We start from the raw sequence: 18,629 nt of genomic DNA, 5'->3' as shown, positions 1-18,629 counted from the left end.
CCTTATAAAGGGGAGGGAACCGGATTTTTTTATTGTTTCCCCCCTTTATAAGGGGGGATTAAGGGGGGTAATAATTCGATTAAAAGCACAACAAACCACTTTTCAAACAACCTATTAGAAGACTTTAGCTATTAGCCTCAGAATTTATTATGAGGCGGGTGTTGTAACTGATGCAAACTTAAAGAACAAGTCGCCTGGTGTTGGTCTAAATATCCTAACTCCGCCTTGCCTATTTTAATCGTCTTCAATGACGTAACTGACTTAGCTAACCTCCGCGAAGTCGTACCCGATGTTCACCGCTTCCGAGTCTTAATTACTACTCGACTACGAAATTTAGACTCAAAGATTATTCAAGAGATTCCCTTAGATCTTCTTTCACCCCAAAAAGAACCAGGGAAAGCCTTAGAACTGTTAAAACGACTGTTGGGGATAAAAGATAAGCGAGTTGAAAACCAACCACAAGCCGCAACAAAAATATGTGAATGTCTGGAATATTTGCCCTTGGGGATAGAGTTAGTTGCCGGTTATTTGGTACGCGACCCGGAAATATCTTTAGAGATCATGTTTGAGCGATTGCAAGAACGTAAATTAGCAGAGTTAGCCCTACAAAACCGGGAAACCATCAACTCAACTCAACTGGGAGTCAAAGCCGCGTTTGCTTTAACTTGGGAAGAAGTTGACCCACTGGCGCAACAACTAGGAAAATTGTTGAGTTTGCAATTAAAATAAACGCTTACGGGCTTCCTGCTTAATAGCTTCAATATCTGTATAGAATTATTGACTATCAACTAGAAAAATCTGAACACTTTACCAAGTGACGTACTTACTTATATTTATGACAAGTAATGTAAATGAGTATGCAAAGATACTTGTTTAAGCATAGACTTATAAATAATTGTTCAATATATAGTTCTTATCCGGTTATTTAGCTGTTATTTCTCTTGAAGCTAGATATCCACAGGCAATAGCCGACACCAAGGGTCTAAAAACCTGTTTCCCTATTTTCTAGAAAGCAGAGTTTGGTAACAGGGTGAATATTGAAAGAAAAGTGGCTGGTCTTCAAGACTGACATAAAAGTATGCTGAAAACGTCAAATTTCGAGGAGTTATTTGTGCTTTAAAACAGCACTAACTGCAAATTGACAACTGAAGTTACTGAAGAAATCCATTTAGATAGGTAGAAAGTTATGGCAAATATCAATGGCACTAACGGTAATGATACCCTCACTGGGACATCGAGTGATGACGTAATTAATGGTTTAGCAGGTAACGATAAACTATATGGCAAGAGAAGCTACGACATCCTCAACGGTGGCGCTGGTGACGATTACTTAAATGTTGACTATTTATCAGGCAATATCACCCTCAACGGTGGCACTGGTGACGATACCTTAAATGCTGAGTATTCAACAGGCAATAATTTGCTCCTTGGAGGCGATGGCAATGATACTCTTTTGACCTCTAACTACGACGATGACATCCATAGGTATTCTAATAATAATACCCTCAACGGTGGCAATGGGAATGACACCTTGTATACTCACTTCCTTAATGATGCAACTGATAACTTGATGACTGGTGGCGGCGGCAACGATAAATTTGTTTCCCAAGTGTCTAACGAGAACAGTTACAGTTATGGGATACTTACCATCACCGATTTCGGTGGCATTGGTAAAGGCTCAAACCCATCAGCGGCTGCAATTGCCGAAGTGGATAGCTTGCAATTTACAGGTTCTAAGCAATTCACTGCCAGAAATTTGCAATTAACTCAAGATGGTAATGACTTAGAAATCAGCTTTGAAGGGACGTATTATCCCACAGTTGTCCTGCAAAACTTTGTCCTGGAAAACCTAGACAATTTAGCCCAAGTCGGTAATATCCTGTTTGATGGGCAAACTAGCATCACAGACAGCTTTGATGTCTTTAATGCCAACTCTACCCAAAGCACCATCTTTAACAAGAACACAGTCACCTTCTTAAACGATCTCTCCAACAATGTTAACGGCTTTGACAACTCAGATGATGTAATTAATGGTCAGGGGGGTGATGACATCATTGACGGCTTGAGTGGCAACGACTTGCTGCGGGGTGGTGCGGGCAATGATACTCTCATTGGTGGTACGGGCAATGACACTCTCGACGGTGGTACGGGTAATGACACTCTCGACGGTGGTACGGGCAATGACACTCTCGACAGTGGTACAGGGAATAACACCCTCAAGGGTGGCAATGGTGACGATTACTTAATTGTTAACAATTCAGCACCAAGCAATAATTTCAATTATAGCGATCCAAAAGCCAATAACTTGCTCTTTGGAGGTGATGATAATGATACTCTCTTCGCCTATGGTGCCTATGGTAATAACACTCTTAACGGTGGCAATGGAAATGACACATTCTATAGTAGTATGAATGACATATATGGTGGTTTGACCAATAAAATTTTAACTGGTGGCGGCGGCAAGAATAAATTTGTTTTCCAGCGTTCTAACTATTATGACAGTGGTACGATTACCATCACAGATTTCGATGGCATTGGTCAAGGCTTAAACCCATCAAAGGCTGTGATTGCAGAAGTGGATACCTTGCAATTTACAAGAACTGATCCTTCTGTCCAATACCCATTAACTGCGAGAAATCTGCAATTAACTCAAAATGGTAAGAACACAGAAATCACTTTTGAAAACACGCTTAGTTTCAAAGTGGTCTTGCAGAATTTTGCACTGGAAAACCTAAACAATTTAGCCCATGTTGGCAATATCCTGTTTGATGGGCAAACTAGCATCACGGACAGCTTTGATGTCTTTAGTGCTAACTCTACCCAAAACACCATCTTCAAAAAGAACACAGTCACCTTTCTTAACGACCTCTCCAACAAGGTCAACGGCTTTGACAATTCAGATGATGTAATTAATGGTAAAAAGGGTAATGATATCATTGACGGCTTGAGTGGCAACGACCTTTTGAAGGGTGGTGCGGGGAATGATACTCTCATTGGTGGTGCTGGTGACGATGTTCTATTGGATAATTCCGATTTAACAGGCGATAATTTGCTCTCTGGGGACGATGGCAATGATTCCCTCTCCACATCTGGAACCATTAGTCCAGTCGGCGACACAATGTACTTTTATGGCTATGTGTCTGGCAATAACACTCTCAACGGTGGCGCTGGTGACGATAAATTAAGTGCTGGCCTTTCAACAGGCGATAATTTACTCTCTGGGGGCGATGGCAATGATTCCCTCTCTGCCTCTGGCTATTTTGAGTATGAAGTCGCATTCATCCCCGTTTCTGGCAATAATACCCTCAAGGGTGGCGCTGGTAACGATACCTTGAATATTGACTATTCAAGAGGCAATAATTTGCTCTCTGGGGACGATGGCAATGATTTTCTCTCTGCATCTATAGCGACGGACTACGCCTTCGGACACCCCACTGGCAATAACACCCTTGACGGTGGCGTTGGTAACGATACCTTGAATATTGACTATTCAACAGGCAATAATTTGCTCTCTGGGGACGATGGCAATGATTTTCTCTCTGCCTCTATACCGAGGGACGACGCCATCGAACACAATGCCGCCTCTGGCAATAACACCCTCGACGGCGGCGCTGGTAACGATACCTTACTTGCTGACTATTCAATAGGCAATAACCTATTAAATGGGGGCGATGGCAATGATTTTCTCTTTGCCATAACCGCATTAGGGAATAACACCCTTGATGGTGGCAATGGCAGTGATACCATCAAGAGTGGCGATGGCAATGACATCCTCGCCGGTGGGAACGGTAATGATAGCCTTTATGGAGGAACTGGTACTGATACCTTTGCTTTCAATAATTACAGTGAAGGTGTAGATAGACTTTATGACTTTAACGCCACTAATGAACTGATTCAGGTATCGGCTGATAATTTTGGTGGCGGGTTATTAAGAGGTTGGTTCTCAGCTAGTCAGTTTACAATCGGAACATCTGCAACGACAAGCGATCAACGATTTATTTATAACAACGTTACAGGTGGACTGTTTTTTGATCAAGATGGTAGTGCGGGTGGATTTACTCAGGTAAAATTTGCACAATTATCTGTTGGTTTGTCATTAACAGAAAACAATTTTACGATTGTTTAATCGTAATTAGCCCTCCATCACCAAACGCTATAGGAAAATAAAAATCTTCATATTTCTAAGGATAAGACTGGCTCTAATCACATTTTTCAGTTTGGTGGCGATGACCTGATTATTAGACAAGCAGCTTGTCCTCAGGCGATGTCTACGACGGGCTATTTGGTGACGCTTCTCATTAATACAAATGCGTCACAGCCGATCGTAGCGATCGCCTACGATCGGAGAAGCTAATCGCAGAAGTTTCTTTAAAGACAACGCCTAATAACCTTGATAAGATGGAAAAAATAGTTTAATCTAACTGCCAAGGTTATGAGTACCATTAATATTTCTTTGCCTGAGTCAATGAAAACCTTTGTTGAGGAACAAGTAGCTCAAGGTGGCTACGGTTCAGTTAGCGAATATCTACAAGAGTTAATCACTCAAGACAAAAAACGTAAGATGCGAGAATATATAGAAGAACTTTTAATTGCAGGACTTGAAAGTGGACAGGCAATAGAAGTTAATGATCAGTGGTGGCAGCAAAAACGCACGCACTTGATCAACCAGCTGCATCTAGAGAAATAATCACAAAGCGGATAGTTATTACACCAAAAGCCAGTTTAGATATTGATGAGCATTTTGTTTACACTGTCCAAGAAAACCCCGACACGGCTCTTTTGTTTTTTGACTAATTTATTACTTACCGGGCGACTGGAAGTCGCCGCTATACAGACTTGTGTTGAGCGGAGTCGAAATACAAAACCCACACTTCGACCCAACTCTTCTCTACGAGAGGCTGCGCCAAGGAGACGCTGCGCGTAGCTTGCTTCTCCGTAGGAGTACGACAAAGCTCAGGGCAACGCAAGCTTAGTGACCGCCTCCGTGGGTTAAAAACCCTTGATTTTGTGTTAGTCCACCTCCGTGGACTAAGCTTTGTGTAGTAGCGAATTCTATTCGCCCAATACTTTTCAAACATCCTCTTAGCCTGATCTAATTGGGGTACTTTACGATTTGTCCATCTAGGAGCTAGAATTGTTACAATAATTTCAGATTAGATATTGAAACCTTGATCCAATCTGAAACCTTAGAACTATTAGAATGGCATCGCCTCTGCCGGCACCTTGCCACTTTTGCGGCAACTAAGCTGGGGGCGACAGCTGCGCGTCATCTGAAAATACCCGATACTCAGACCGAAAGCGAACAGTTGTTAGAGCAAACCAAAGAAGTCCACCAACTGGAGACTCGCCTGACCACGGGACTGTCATTTGAGGGAATTCAAGATATTGGCGATTCCTTAGAACGGGCAGAACGCAGCGGAGTTTTGACAGGGGATGAACTGTTAGCGATCGCTACTACCCTAGCTGGTGCCAGAAATTTGCGCCGTGTCATTGACAATCAGGAAGATTTGCCCATACTGACTGATTTGGTTGCCGATTTGCGGACTTATCCAGAACTAGAACAGGAAATTCACCGATGTATTGATGAACGGGCACAAGTAACTGACCGCGCCAGTCAAAAACTGGGAGAAATTCGCACAGACTTGCGGCGATTACGCAGCCAAATTACCCAAAAGCTGCAAAATATCTTACAGGCAAAATCTGGAGCAGTTCAAGAACAGCTGATTACGCAACGGAGCGATCGCTTTGTCATCCCGGTAAAAGCACCCCAAAAAGATGCCATCCCCGGCATTGTCCACGATACCTCTACCAGTGGTGCGACGCTGTATATAGAGCCGAATTCAGTAGTACCTCTAGGCAACCAACTGCGGCAGATCATTAGAAGAGAGCAAGCCGAAGAAGAAACGGTACGCCGCGTTTTGACCGAACTTGTAGGCGCAGTTAAACCAGATTTAGAGCGGTTATTAGCGATCGCTACCACTTTGGATCTGGCAACTGCTAGATCACGATATAGTTACTGGCTAGGAGCAAATCCTCCGCGATTTATTGATCGGAAAGACAATGAAATCATTACCTTGCGGAACTTACGACATCCTCTGTTAGTCTGGCAGCAACAGCATGAACAAGGGCAACCAGTAGTTCCTGTAAATTTACTTATCAGTCCGCAAATTCGGGTAGTGACAATTACCGGGCCAAATACTGGCGGTAAAACTGTAACCTTAAAAACTTTGGGGTTAGCGGTATTGATGGCCAAAGTGGGTTTATTTATCCCCGCCCGCGAACCAGTGGAAATGCCTTGGTTTGATCAGGTGCTAGCAGATATTGGTGATGAACAATCATTACAGCAAAGTTTATCCACATTCTCTGGACACATCCGCCGGATTAGTCGGATTTTGGAAGCATTAGGGACTGGGGAAGCAGAGGAGCAGGCGAGGAGAGGAACGGAGGAAGAACTTCCTACTTCTAACGACTCTTTACTCAACACTCAACACGGGCTAAACGCCCCGCTACCGCTAACAGCACTCAGCACTCAGCACTCAGCACTCGTCTTACTCGATGAAGTCGGCGCCGGCACTGATCCAGTTGAAGGTAGCGCCTTAGCGATCGCCTTGTTGCAATATCTCGCCAATCATGCCCAGCTAACGATCGCCACCACTCACTTCGGCGAACTGAAAGCCCTAAAATATGAAGATGAGCGGTTTGAAAATGCCTCTGTAGAATTTGATGAAAGTACTCTCTCGCCTACTTACCGTCTGCTGTGGGGCATTCCCGGACGTTCTAACGCCTTAACTATTGCTCTACGCTTGGGATTAAAACCAGAAGTGGTAGAACAGGCAAAAACTCAAGTGGGAGAGGCCACAGATGAAGTTAACCAAGTGATTGCTGGCTTAGAAGCGCAACGCCGCCGCCAGGAAACCAAAGCTGCCGAAGCCCAAAGTTTATTGCAGCAAGCGGAACGTTTATATAAAGAAGTATCCGCAAAAGCCGCAAGTTTGGAGGAGAGGGAAAGCAGTTTGCGGGCTTCACAAGAAGTAGCAGTCCAACAAGCGATCGCTCAGGCAAAAGGTGAAATTGCCCAAGTGATTCGCCGTTTGCAGAAAGGTACGCCCACAGCCCAAGAAGCCCAGCAAGCAACCAATGCTTTGAATCAAATTGGCCAGCAATATCAGCCGATAACGCCAGCAAAACCAAAAGCTGGGTTTATGCCCAAAGTAGGCGATCGCCTCCGTGTTCCCAAACTGGGACAGACAGCAGATGTGATCACCGCCCCTAATGAAGATGGGGAATTAAGCGTTCGCTTTGGGCTAATGAAAATGACTGTGAAGTTGGAAGATGTAGAATCTTTAGATGGTCAAAAAGCCGAACCAGTCGTCAAACCTAAACCAGCCCCAGCAGCAGTCACGCCACCACCGCAAAGTGTCCCAGAAATTCGGACTTCTCAAAATACCATAGATTTGCGTGGTAAGCGGGTAGCTGATGCTGAATATATTTTAGATAAAGCGATTTCGGAAGCTACAGGCCCAGTCTGGATTATTCACGGGTACGGCACTGGTAAGCTGCGACAAGGTGTTCACGCCTTTTTGCAACACCATCCCAGAGTGAACAACTACGAACCCGCAGAACAAGCAGACGGCGGCACCGGTGTCACCATTGCTCATATCAAGTGATCGGATAAGATCCCCCCGCCCAAGGGGGTAAATAGGAGACAAAGCCCCCTTTTTAAGATGAGCCAGCGCGGGAACAGGGGGTTTTCTCCATGAGCAACTGGCGTGGGTTGGGGGGACTTCCGAGAGCCAAACATTAACCGAACCGGATTAAGACTTTACCTACCTAAGTGGGTTTAAAATCCTTGATTTTTCATCCTTTCCGTAGAAGCAGACTTCTCTGCGAGACGCTACGCGAACGTTTGTGTAGTTGCTAATTATATTTGCTCAATATTTTCAAACATCCTCTAAGAGTAACCAGACAACCGTCAAAATAATCGTTTCCCTGCGTCTTGCGATCATCATGTTCGTTTTTGTCCAGTCAAGGATCGCCAGGAATAATCATTGCAAATACTTGGCTAATGTCAATATACTACTTATGTATCAACTAAAACTACAAGAACAAAGCATAGATGATTTATAAGAGCAAACCCAAAATACTGGTATTAGCAATTGTTCTAGGGATTAATTTTCAACCAAATAACGCTCCTGTACCACCTGGGTATATTAAAGACATTGGTCAAGCCTACAATGACACTCGGGGCTTTGGTTGGGTGCGTGAAGATAGCTTAGACAATACTACACCCACTCCCCTTGATGTCCAACTTAATACACGCGATCGCAACCAAAGTGGCATTGATCAGCGACTTAATAGACTGATTTATATGCAATATCCTGCTAACTCTTCGGGAACAGCAGTGAAGATACCTGCTGCTTGGGAATATGCCCTGTCTAATGGTTCGTACAATGTAAGTGTTAGCGTCGGTGATGCTGGTAATCTAGTAGATAGTAAGCACCAGATCAATATAGAAGGTAGGGCTGCTATTTCCGCCTTTGTAGGAACAGCAACCAAAAAGTTTACCGCAGTTACCCAAATTGTTAATGTTACCGACGTCAAGCTGACAATTGATGCTAAAGGTGGTACTAATACCAAGCTCAACTATATTGCGATCGCACCAGGTAACCTTCCCTCCGTCAGAACGAGCAATCCTACTGATAGTCAGACAAATCTCTCACCAAATATCTCGATTACAGTAGACGTGAATCTCCCCAACAGTGGGATTGCGGTTAATACCCTTTCAGCCTCAACCATCAAGCTGATCGATAGCAGCACTAATACACAAGTCAATGCCAATTACAACACTTCCGCTGGCGGAGATGTGATTGTGGTGTCCCCGATAAATCATCTCAAGAATAATACCAAATATCTGTTACAAATCACCGACGGGGTTACAGATAGCAATGGTGCTGCATTCTTACCTTATAGCATCAGTTTCACAACAGGCACCCTTGGGAAGGGAGAAAGCAATATTACTTTTAAGCAAATCTCATTACCGAATGTACCTGCCAAACCTTACACCACACTATCAATTGGGCCTGACAATAAACTCTATGCTGCCACCTTACTAGGTGAGATTTTGCGCTTCCCGATCAATGCTAATGGCACTCTAGGTATCCCACAAACGATTTCCTCATTGCAGACTGCAAATAGTGCTAACCGAACTATCATTGGTATGCACTTTGATCCTTCATCAACAAATGCTCGCAACCTAATTCTATGGGTAACAAACAACTACTATTGGAATGGAACTGGTAAAGCACCGGAGTGGAGTGGTAAAATTACTCGGTTGAGCGGTCCAAACCTAGAGACAGTACAAGACTATGTGGTTGATTTACCACGTTCGAGCCGCGATCATCTAACCAACAGCATTGAGTTTAAGCCCAATGAGCCAAATGTGTTGTATGTGTCGCAGGGTAGTAATAGTAGTACCGGCGCACCAAACAAGGTCTGGAGTAATCGTCCTGAGCGGTTGTTAACTGCTGCTATATTACGAGTTGATCTGTCTAAGATCACCTCACTTCCTTTAAGCGTTAAGACGGAGGATGGAGGTACTTATAACCCCTTTAAGCCGAGCGCAGCTGTAACTATTTTTGCTAGCGGTTTACGTAGTGCCTACGATCTGGTTTGGCACAGCAATGGTCAGTTGTATGCGCCAGGGAATGGTTCAGCGGCTGGTGGAAATACGCCAAATACACCTATCCCCCTACCTCTTGCCTGCCAAAAGCGGCTCGATAAAGCTACTAATGGGGCTTATACTAGTCCATCTGTGCCTGGCCTTACCAGTATAGGCACGCAGCAAGATTATCTGTTTCGCGTTGTTAAAAATGGTTATTATGGTCATCCCAATCCTCAGCGTTGTGAGTGGGTGTTGAATGGAGGAAATCCCACAGCTGGTACAGACCCAGGTCAGATAAATGAATATCCTATTGGTACTCTACCTGACCGGAATTGGAAGGGTATTGCCTTTGATTTTGGAGAACATTTTTCGCCAAATGGTATCATTGAATACCGTAGTAATGTTTTAGGTGGCAAGTTGAAAGGCAAACTCCTGGTGACACGCTTCAGTGATGGTAGAGACATCATTGTACTAACACCAGGTGGTGCAAACTTGGATATTGTAAATTTCCAAACGGGTATTACTGGCTTCACCGGTTTTAACCCAAGTCCCTTGGATTTGGTTGAGAATCCCACTAATGGATATCTCTACGTGGCGCAACTCAGTCAAGAGACTAGTATCGGCAAAATTACACTTCTGCGTCCAGTCAAGTAATAGCAGTAGGAGAACCCGCAGGCTAGCAAGTGGCGTTTGAGGAATGTAGACGCCCGCCAGAAGGCTGCCCACAAGGAAACCCAACTTTTTTCGCGGTTTGTTGGGTTTCACTTCCTACCCTGTGGGATGTTTTTAGTCAGAATTAAAGCTACACCTACAGCCAGTAAAATTCCACCCGCACCCTGATGTTCGGGAACAGAAGTAGAGGGTGCGCTAAATCCATACTTTGCCAAAATTTCTTGCCCTAATGGTGACAGGATATATTCAGCTAATTTTTCCCCATCAGGATCGGCATTTTTCAGTGTAGTCAATCCATAATTAGCTTTCGTTGCTAAATAGTCGGGTAATTCTACTATTTGGAGATTGTCACCACCTACTATTGCTTGGGCAGCCTTGCCACTGGTGTAATAAGCTAAAAAGATGTCTGCCTGCTTTGTTTCTTCTAGAAAGTAGACTAAATTATTTTTACCATTAGGAACTATAGGAGCATTAGGATTACCACCTACTAATTGCAAAGCTTTATCCTTCAGAATTTTAGAGCTACCAGGTTTAACCTGATTAGTCTTATCAAATATCTGCCATGCATAGTCACCAGATGGATCTGCTACAGGTGTGGAGGTTGCCACCTTGATTTCAGGTTTTAGCAAAAAATCCAACAAATTATCTGATGTGATACCAAGTGCTGATCTGACAACAGCAGTCATGCGGTTGCTAGTGAAGTTCATTACAGGTTTACTTAAACCTTCTTTAAACAATATCTGAGGGTTATCAATATCTGCACTGGCAAAAACATCTGCGGATTTTCCGGTTTTAGAGAATTCTTGTTCTATAAGTTTTCGTGTTGAACCAGACGGGCCAAATCGCGTTTCTACTGGAATCCCATATTTATCGTTAAAAGATTCAGCTACTTGTGTGAGGCTATCGCGCAAACTACCAGCACCGTATAGCTTAACCGCGAATGCCTGAGTTGGCAAAGTCACACCGATAGCACAAGCTATCAGTGAAAAGGCAAAAAAATGCTTTTTCATAATTGTTAAATTGTTGCGTTGCTATTACTACTAAGTGAATTATCTGTAAGTCTTATTTAAGTTTTAGTTTTAGATAAACGTAGAAATAATTACTTTTTTTCATCAAGTTTCTCAATCAGTTCTCAGATGTGCGTGGTTTGCGGTTAGAGGTAGAATACCAACTAAATTGGGAAAAATCAATAGCCCAACATCTTCAAATGCTAATAACTTGATCAAACTTTTAAGTTTTTCCTCAGTTTCATGGAGGCGTCAATCGTCCTGATGTTGCCCAGCCTGTCCTGAAATAACAGGCTGCACACAAGCGAAAATGGGGTGGGATGATGTCTAGTAGCAAGAAGCACCTTTAGCAAACAGGCAAAAGATTTGTATAGTAATTATGTATACACTATGAATAAGTAATAAGTATCAAGAAATTTCAAAGTTTCAAACTGTAAGCTAATTAGGAGCTATTCTAGATAATTGCCTAGCGATAATTAGGGGTTAGCACTTTCAAGATTGTTTATTTATACTATTGTACGGAGCTAGCAGCGAAAGTCAGGTAAACCTTAACTACAATTGATAATTTTCTAGTTTGTCGAAAATAAATTTTCATCTAGAGTAGGACAGAGATACCTGCTGTTTACCACATAGAAAAAATCTAGCGAAGCCTCTGGCTCATAGCAATGGGAAACCAAGCTTGACGCTTGAGAGTCTGGTTTCAAAATGGGTAACAGCAACATCCCCTATCAGCTTGATCACCTATGCTAAAAGTTATGCACTCGGCCACCAACTCAGCCACTCCAAATTCCCAGTGGGAGGATTTAATCAAGCTTCCAGCCCCAAATACAGTTCAATGGGACAATATCAAAACCCAATTAGACTTGGTGCTGTTGGCGCTAGAAACCTTAACTGGGATTGGTTCAGAGGCTATGCTTTCGGCGGCAACTGATCTGAATTTAGAGTCAAAAGTGCCAGACCGCGTAGCTTTATGGCGACTGCGCCAATCAAATCCCCTACGCAAAGGTCAAGGAGGGCGAAAAAAGCTAGATATCGAAGAAGCGCGATCGCTTGTTCTGATCACTTGCTACCTAGCCAAACAGCACCAGGAATTAATTCGCCGCGCTGTCGGCTTGTTGGAACAAATGGCAGAAAATAACCGGGAACCTCACCAGGCTGCTTTACTTGGAGATTATATTGATGCTTTTTGCAACACCTACCAAGAGCGGATGGAAGAGGACGAGCAAATCTCAACGGATTTACTAACCAACCTGGCACTAAAACTGCTTGTAGATTTACTTTTTTACAGTGCGGGTGGTGGGCATCGCCGTCTCTGGCTAGCACTTATAGACCGTTCGACAAAATTTTAGATTTTAAATTTGAAATTCCTCAACCAAAATTCGCTCATTAAAGTTTGCTAAATCAGGATTCCCTTTTGATGGTCGTTAGCTTTTGGGCGATGCACTATCAGCACTGCTTCCTCTTTGCACACCAGTTTGCATAACGGAAGGAACCTGACAAAGTTCTGAGTGGAGGAACCCTCTGTTTCAACTTTTCTTTTTTTTGCAAAATCCCAAATAGTCTTCCTCGCAGTTCCTGCCATGCCTCTATCAAATTCTGTTATTCGTTGCTACACACCCCCGACTTGCACGCTAGAAGTATTCGCCCAAAGCTCTCCTCTGTCCCGTTGGATGGGGAAAACTGTCCTCAAACACCTAAGCTTTGAGCTACGTTTTGACGATCCCCGAATCCCAGAAGAAAAGAGAGTTCCAATTCGGGGCGATCGCGAACAACTCGAAGCTTTATGTGATGCCGTCACCAGCTACGTACAACAATTCCTCCAACAGCCTCCAGAAAGCTTTTGGGCTAGTTTCGCCAGTGCCCACAAGTCAAGCACAGCACTGGATGAGCCGGAATTCAAGTCCTCAACAAAAACATTAAATTCCTTTAGTACCCAGATTCCAGGGGCAAATATCCACTTAGAACCAAGCAGCTATTTAACTCACAACTTATTTCTCGGTTCTCTCGCCAACCACGCATCTGGCCCCGTAATTCAACTCAGTCTGCTGCAACTATTTGATTTGGCAAGTGCTTTAGATGAATACTCGACTGATGTTATGGCACTCCCAACTCTGAATAACACGAGTTCGACTCTAAGGTTCCCTACTTGGGCACCTGTTGCCGCAGTATTAGTATTAGGTGTAGGTTTGTTACCAATTACTTGGCAATATGCTAATAACATGAGGGAAAAGCAACAGCAGACAGCCAAAACAGCAAATCCAGCTGCGGTAAAGACTGCTTTAGAACCTTCACCTTCACTAAACTTTCCCACGCCTCAACCCGGACTCACCACTCCATCGGATAATTTGCTAGGTTCTACCGCTCCACTTTCCACATCCAGTTTGCCCCAAGCACCTCTAACAGTCCCTAGTTCCAGTTTCTCTACACCGCCACCTCTATTTCCAAAGAATGCACTGACAATACCTCAAGGAACGACTGCAACACTTCGCACTAATCCAGCGATCGCATCATCGAGCAAAATCCCAGGACAGGAAATTGCCATATTACCAAATCTGGGACAGAACCCTACAGGATCAAGTTCCCAAGCTGATGCTCTCCCTCATCGGCGGAATTTGCCACCCAGACTATCTTCTACCACAGGCAGCTTGCCAACTAATATCTCACCAGTCCCCCCGTCTCTTGACACCATACCCAATAATAGTGGTGGCAATACCGTTACCCAACCCTCCCCACTAAACTCACAACAGCTAGAGGAAACAATCAATTCTCTAAAGTCACCTTCTCCTGGAGAAAAACCTACTTCAAAACTTCCCGCCTCTAAAACTGGGGATAATAATCCCTTTATCGATCAATTAGGGAACGGACGCAAAACCCCCACATCTACACAAGTGGCAACTAACGGCACATTATTTGATACACCTCAAGTAGCAGAAGCTAGAGAATATTTAATCAAGCGTTGGCAACCACCCACTGGACTAGCACAAACATTAGAGTACAGTTTGATAGTCAGTATTGACGGCACAGTTGAACGAATTTTTCCCCTCAATAAGGCAGCAAGAGAATACGTTGATAGTGCTGGGATGCCTGGACTTGGTAAACCTTTTGTTTCCGCCAATACACGCGGACAAAATGTCAGAATTCGAGTTGTTCTCAGTCCTGATGGCAAGGTACAGACTTTTTCAGAGCAATAAGTAAATTAATCGGTTCACTCTGAGATATTCTACTAGTCCCAACAACTTAATGCCACTTGTAAAACTTGCACAAAGCTTGTGCAAGTTTCTACTTACTCGAATTGCTCTTGAGCTTGCCTTTTGGAGTCCAGTTATCAAACTGGTCTTACTATTGATACCAGTAAGTCTCCCAATCAATACAATCACTGTTAACACCAATTCTCCAAAATCAAACTACAGATACAAGTCTGTAAACCCAGATGAAATCTGACGCCTCTTAATTACCAGGACTTACGCAAACAATAGCCGAAACCCTTATTTTCTTCTTAGGGGCAATTCATGTAGCTTTAGCTGACCGTAGGGTATTGCCCCGGAGGGCGTATACTTTTGCGTAAGTCCTAATTACGTTAGTGTCACCGCGTACTCTTGTAAAGAAGCAAGCTACGCGCAGCGCGTTGCCCTGAGCTTGCCGTACCACTTCTCTACGAGACGCTCCGCGAACGTGGAAGCAAGCTACGCGCAGCGTCTCGTAGAGAAGGGTCTGGTAGAGAGCGCCATTAGGAATTGGTATAAATCACCCAGAACAAAAGTAGGAAATATGCAAACAATTGGTACGCAAAAAGACAGTTCAGCTTGGGTTATTCAAACTTGGGCAGCTTTTGTGATTTCTATTTCTATGACCACCTTCGGCGTTGTAAACTTGCCTGTGGATGGCTGGGTGAAAGGCTTTATGGGTATGGGTTTAGCTTTTTCTGTTGGCTCAACTTTTACTTTGGCGAAAACTACTAGAGACTTGCACGAAACTAGAAGATTAACTGCTAGATTAGATGAGGCGAAAGTAGAAAAATTGCTTTCACAACACGATCCTCTAAATTTCAAATGAAGACTATCAGCCCTTACAGGAAATTCAAAGTTAAGAATTATCCCGGCATTAGAAATTAACTATATGCGAAAAACAAAAGGACTGGATATACCAGTCCTTTATTATATTGATTTAACGTTTTTATCTTAATAACGGGATTTTTTGGTCTTTAACTTTTGCTTTTTACGCCGACGTTCGCTAGCCGCAACGGCCTGTTCTACCGGATAACCCACTATGGGAATTACCTGATATTTGCGCTCTTCTTCTAACTTTTTTACTTCTGTGTAATCAAGCCAATGAATGCAATCAACCGGACAAGTGTCAATTGCTTCTTGGATAATTTCCTCAGCGTCCGCATCTTGTCGAACCACGCGCGATCGCCCATAATCTGGTTCAATGTAAAAGGTGTTACGCGCAACATGAGCGCAGTGCTTGCAACCAATACAGGTGATTTCGTCAACATAAACACCATTTTGGCGCAGCACACCGCCCAATTCCGGTTCTAAACCAGAACGTTCTGGGGCATCCCGTAAAAAACCCCCTAATTCTGGTTCCAAACCGGAACGGTTGTCTTCTTGTTCTTCCGGCGACGGCAGAAAATCAGCCATTACGCACTCCAGCGCTGTACTACCAGGCGAATTGAACCATCTTCATTTTTTTGTTGTTCAGAGACTTGAAAACCAACACGAGCGGTTTCTTTCACAACTGTTTGATAAGCATAGCGCTGTGTTACCTGGCGCAAGAATCCGTCCACAGACAGGTCTTGCTGCCAATATTGCAAGTCAGCCACCAGTTCATATTCTTTGCCATTCCATCTAAAACCGATGTCGTAGCCATTTTCCTGCTCAATACTAACTTCCGCAGGATGGGTTTGACCGTGATAGCCACGTACTTCCCGTGGCCCTGGTTTCCAGTCTACGCCCAATTCAGTCAAAGCATCTTTCAAAGAATCAAGGTTACGGATTTGAGTCTTAATTTGGCTAAAGTGTGACATGGTGGTTTTGATTTAATAACACTAAACTACTGTGAAAACTTACCAATCGCTGTAAGTGCTGTGTGTATTTGCCACATTAGATTGCTGCACCTTAGCGGCGAAATATTCTGAGGTTGGCTCATGATTAAGTACTAGCCCCAGCTGTGCCTCTATTGCTGCTGTAACCTCAGCACAAGAAGCACCTACAATGCCAGTGACTTTCTCTTGTACCCGACCGTCTGGATAGATTATGAACTCTAATGTCTCCATGCTCTTGGCCAACCACGATAAGTACATCTGAATTGTACTGCCTTACCAGAAGGCTACAAATATAGCCTTAGGAACATTTTTACTTAGATACAAACTTGCCATTTTTTAACTAATGTTCCATCCTTTAACATATATACCTCAGAATTTTTACAAAAATTATTAATTTTATCAGCACAGATCAGTATGTAGTTAGTTTCTCTTAACCTCATCAATTAGTCAAGGTAACAACTGAAGCTCGCTAAGTAAGCTGCAAAAGCCCTAAAGACAAGCATTAAGGCGTAGTATAGCCAGGAAGGCAATTCATAAAAATATAAAATATATTAAAAAACTTCATCATTATCATTAATTTTAGCTTATTGTAGCAAGGATTGCTAGTTAGGTTGGATGCAGCACTAGCTGCTCTATACCTTTTGAGTACGCAGTGGTAAGTAAGCTCTGCGTCACAACTAATCATTAAGTAAAAAGACTCCTTTGGATTTATGAACTTATAGAAGGAGCTAGTTGCCAAAACCTCGAATACTCTCTAATAACTTGCCGAGCCTGAGTAGAAATAAATCTTGTAGCTGTTTGGATTTTCATAACTATCCGGTGTATGCGATTGTTAAGCACATTATTCAGCAAACATTTCAGCCAAAGTATCTAATACTGCTTTTTGTTCATCAGAGTCAATCTGACCTAGCTTTTTGACTAATCGAGTTTTGTCAACTGTACCAATTTGATCTAGAACGATTTGCCCATCCTTGCCCTGAAACTGACAAGCAACACGAGTCGGATAAGACTGTCCTTTAGTTGTTATCGGAGCAACAATGACTGTGGCAATATATTTGTTCATCTCATCTGGTGAAATTATTACAGGTTAGCCGGTAAGCGTAAAGCTCAGTCACTTCTCCCAAAGGGAGACGCAAGCGCGAACAGTGCTGAGATATAAGCGACTCGTGCAGTTCGACAAGCTCACTGACCACGGTTTTAACCGCATTCAGAATGAATTTTTGGTCTAGGGCAGGGCGTGGTAAAATATAGCTATGCCACAGGTAGAATAACCGCGCTTCTCAAATGGATAATCAACCCCAAAACGACTGGCTAGGAAAAAATAATGGATAGTGGGTAGCGAGTAAACCACGATAAACATAGCGTGGATGCCAACGCGTATCCAGACCAGTAAACCCAAAATTTTCAGCAAATTAAACGTATCGTGGGGCGCACGAGAACGAGAGAATAAATTCTCTAACGCTTAGGGAGATGAAGCCCACTGGGGTCAGCTAAATTAAACTAGAAGCTTTGTTTTATAAACGGGTTCCAGGTTTAAGTATTGCCGAAAGGATAGATGATTTTAAGGCGGGTCTATGAACTAATAATCTCAGGTCTTAAGACCTGAGAGTGTCAAACAAGGTCTTGTCTTCTGAATCTCACTGCCAATCATTGGATCGAGGTTAACGAAAAACACATCAAATCGATTGACTACCACTCCCACTCTAGATGCTCCCACTCTGTAGTTACGGCATCATCGAGCAGTGCATCGTCGTCTTGCTTCGCCATTGTTGGAAATGCTTCCTCCCACCCGTGACGCGATTGAGAGGCAGCACGGACAATTAGCTGACAATCTTGAATTTCAATTTCTACCTCTTCACCAATACCACTTTGTTCCAGCAGAAGTTTAGGAATGCGGATACCTTGAGAGTTGCCGATTTTAACAATACGGGTTCTAATTGCTGTTCCCATAAGGATAACCTTCCTTAATCGTAATTACATTGTGATTACTAATAAGGGTTTTGTCAACAAGCGCTCAATTTTTCAATAATTTTTAATGCGATGCCTACGGTGGTCACTGACTTGTGCCGTTCGCGCAGCGTCTCGTAGAGAAGTGCGGTAAAGTACGCGCTTTCAGGTATATGTGGAATATACGTAGGCATAACATAACTTACTGGAGTTTAGACTAAGCCATGCAAAATATCCCAGCAGGGCTGAGTTAATCAGAGACTTAGGAAAAGTATGAATAATCTTAGGTATTAAACAG

General features: G+C 43.3%; 15 protein-coding genes. 8 read left to right on the top strand and 7 right to left on the bottom strand.

Going from position 1 to position 18,629, the window contains the following annotated elements:
• The first annotated feature begins 225 nt into the window (after positions 1-225).
• From V7K15_RS26360 to V7K15_RS26340, 5 genes are all read left to right on the top strand, one after another.
• Positions 226-729 (top strand): NB-ARC domain-containing protein, encoded by a 504-nt coding sequence (locus V7K15_RS26360; protein WP_334910360.1) that lies wholly within the window; start codon positions 226-228, stop codon positions 727-729.
• Between the two features lie 457 nt (positions 730-1,186).
• Positions 1,187-4,126, top strand: coding sequence for a calcium-binding protein (locus V7K15_RS26355; RefSeq protein ID WP_334910358.1), 2,940 nt, complete (start codon positions 1,187-1,189; stop codon positions 4,124-4,126).
• Positions 4,127-4,432: 306 nt separating this feature from the next.
• Positions 4,433-4,687, top strand: a complete 255-nt coding sequence (locus tag V7K15_RS26350) for a type II toxin-antitoxin system ParD family antitoxin (protein ID WP_334910357.1) — start codon at positions 4,433-4,435, stop codon at positions 4,685-4,687.
• 481 nt (positions 4,688-5,168) lie between these two features.
• Positions 5,169-7,667, top strand: coding sequence for an endonuclease MutS2 (locus V7K15_RS26345; protein WP_334910356.1), 2,499 nt, complete (start codon positions 5,169-5,171; stop codon positions 7,665-7,667).
• A gap of 449 nt (positions 7,668-8,116) precedes the next feature.
• The gene (locus tag V7K15_RS26340; protein WP_334910355.1) at positions 8,117-10,315 is read left to right on the top strand and encodes an Ig-like domain-containing protein; all 2,199 of its coding nucleotides are present in this window, start codon (positions 8,117-8,119) and stop codon (positions 10,313-10,315) included.
• Positions 10,316-10,422: 107 nt separating this feature from the next.
• On the opposite strand, the gene V7K15_RS26335 is transcribed toward V7K15_RS26340, so the two are convergent.
• Positions 10,423-11,343, bottom strand: a complete 921-nt coding sequence (locus tag V7K15_RS26335) for a molybdate ABC transporter substrate-binding protein (protein WP_334910353.1) — start codon at positions 11,341-11,343, stop codon at positions 10,423-10,425.
• A gap of 740 nt (positions 11,344-12,083) precedes the next feature.
• On the opposite strand from V7K15_RS26335, the gene V7K15_RS26330 reads away from it, so the two are divergent.
• The 3 genes from V7K15_RS26330 to V7K15_RS26320 all read left to right on the top strand — a co-directional run bounded on the left by V7K15_RS26330 (position 12,084) and on the right by V7K15_RS26320 (position 15,393).
• Positions 12,084-12,689 (top strand): DUF3038 domain-containing protein, encoded by a 606-nt coding sequence (locus tag V7K15_RS26330; RefSeq protein ID WP_334910351.1) that lies wholly within the window; start codon positions 12,084-12,086, stop codon positions 12,687-12,689.
• A 231-nt stretch (positions 12,690-12,920) separates the two neighbouring features.
• Complete coding sequence (locus V7K15_RS26325) at positions 12,921-14,531, top strand: DUF4335 domain-containing protein (RefSeq protein ID WP_334910349.1); 1,611 nt, start codon at positions 12,921-12,923, stop codon at positions 14,529-14,531.
• 577 nt (positions 14,532-15,108) lie between these two features.
• On the top strand, positions 15,109-15,393 hold the full coding sequence (locus V7K15_RS26320; RefSeq protein WP_334910348.1) for a YiaA/YiaB family inner membrane protein: 285 nt from the start codon (positions 15,109-15,111) through the stop codon (positions 15,391-15,393).
• Positions 15,394-15,518: 125 nt separating this feature from the next.
• On the opposite strand, the gene V7K15_RS26315 is transcribed toward V7K15_RS26320, so the two are convergent.
• The 6 genes from V7K15_RS26315 to V7K15_RS26290 all read right to left on the bottom strand — a co-directional run bounded on the left by V7K15_RS26315 (position 15,519) and on the right by V7K15_RS26290 (position 18,334).
• On the bottom strand, positions 15,519-15,980 hold the full coding sequence (locus V7K15_RS26315) for a ferredoxin (RefSeq protein ID WP_334910346.1): 462 nt from the start codon (positions 15,978-15,980) through the stop codon (positions 15,519-15,521).
• Positions 15,980-16,366, bottom strand: a complete 387-nt coding sequence (locus V7K15_RS26310; RefSeq protein ID WP_334910344.1) for a DUF1257 domain-containing protein — start codon at positions 16,364-16,366, stop codon at positions 15,980-15,982. Before V7K15_RS26310 ends, V7K15_RS26315 begins: the two co-directional genes overlap by 1 nt.
• A 39-nt stretch (positions 16,367-16,405) precedes the next feature.
• Complete coding sequence (locus V7K15_RS26305) at positions 16,406-16,615, bottom strand: DUF2997 domain-containing protein (RefSeq protein WP_334910369.1); 210 nt, start codon at positions 16,613-16,615, stop codon at positions 16,406-16,408.
• Between the two features lie 610 nt (positions 16,616-17,225).
• Entirely contained in the window at positions 17,226-17,462 is a 237-nt protein-coding gene (locus V7K15_RS26300; protein ID WP_334910367.1) for a type II toxin-antitoxin system PemK/MazF family toxin, read from the bottom strand.
• A 510-nt stretch (positions 17,463-17,972) separates the two neighbouring features.
• Positions 17,973-18,059, bottom strand: a complete 87-nt coding sequence (locus V7K15_RS26295) for a hypothetical protein (RefSeq protein ID WP_334910365.1) — start codon at positions 18,057-18,059, stop codon at positions 17,973-17,975.
• A 14-nt stretch (positions 18,060-18,073) separates the two neighbouring features.
• Positions 18,074-18,334, bottom strand: coding sequence for an AbrB/MazE/SpoVT family DNA-binding domain-containing protein (locus tag V7K15_RS26290; protein WP_334910342.1), 261 nt, complete (start codon positions 18,332-18,334; stop codon positions 18,074-18,076).
• Positions 18,335-18,629: the final 295 nt, after the last annotated feature.

It is taken from the genome of Nostoc sp. (assembly GCF_036919815.1).
Classification (GTDB): Bacteria; Cyanobacteriota; Cyanobacteriia; order Cyanobacteriales; family Nostocaceae; genus Nostoc.
The sequence above is the reverse complement of the archived record's forward strand: the minus strand, read 5'-3'. Positions and strand labels throughout refer to the sequence as shown.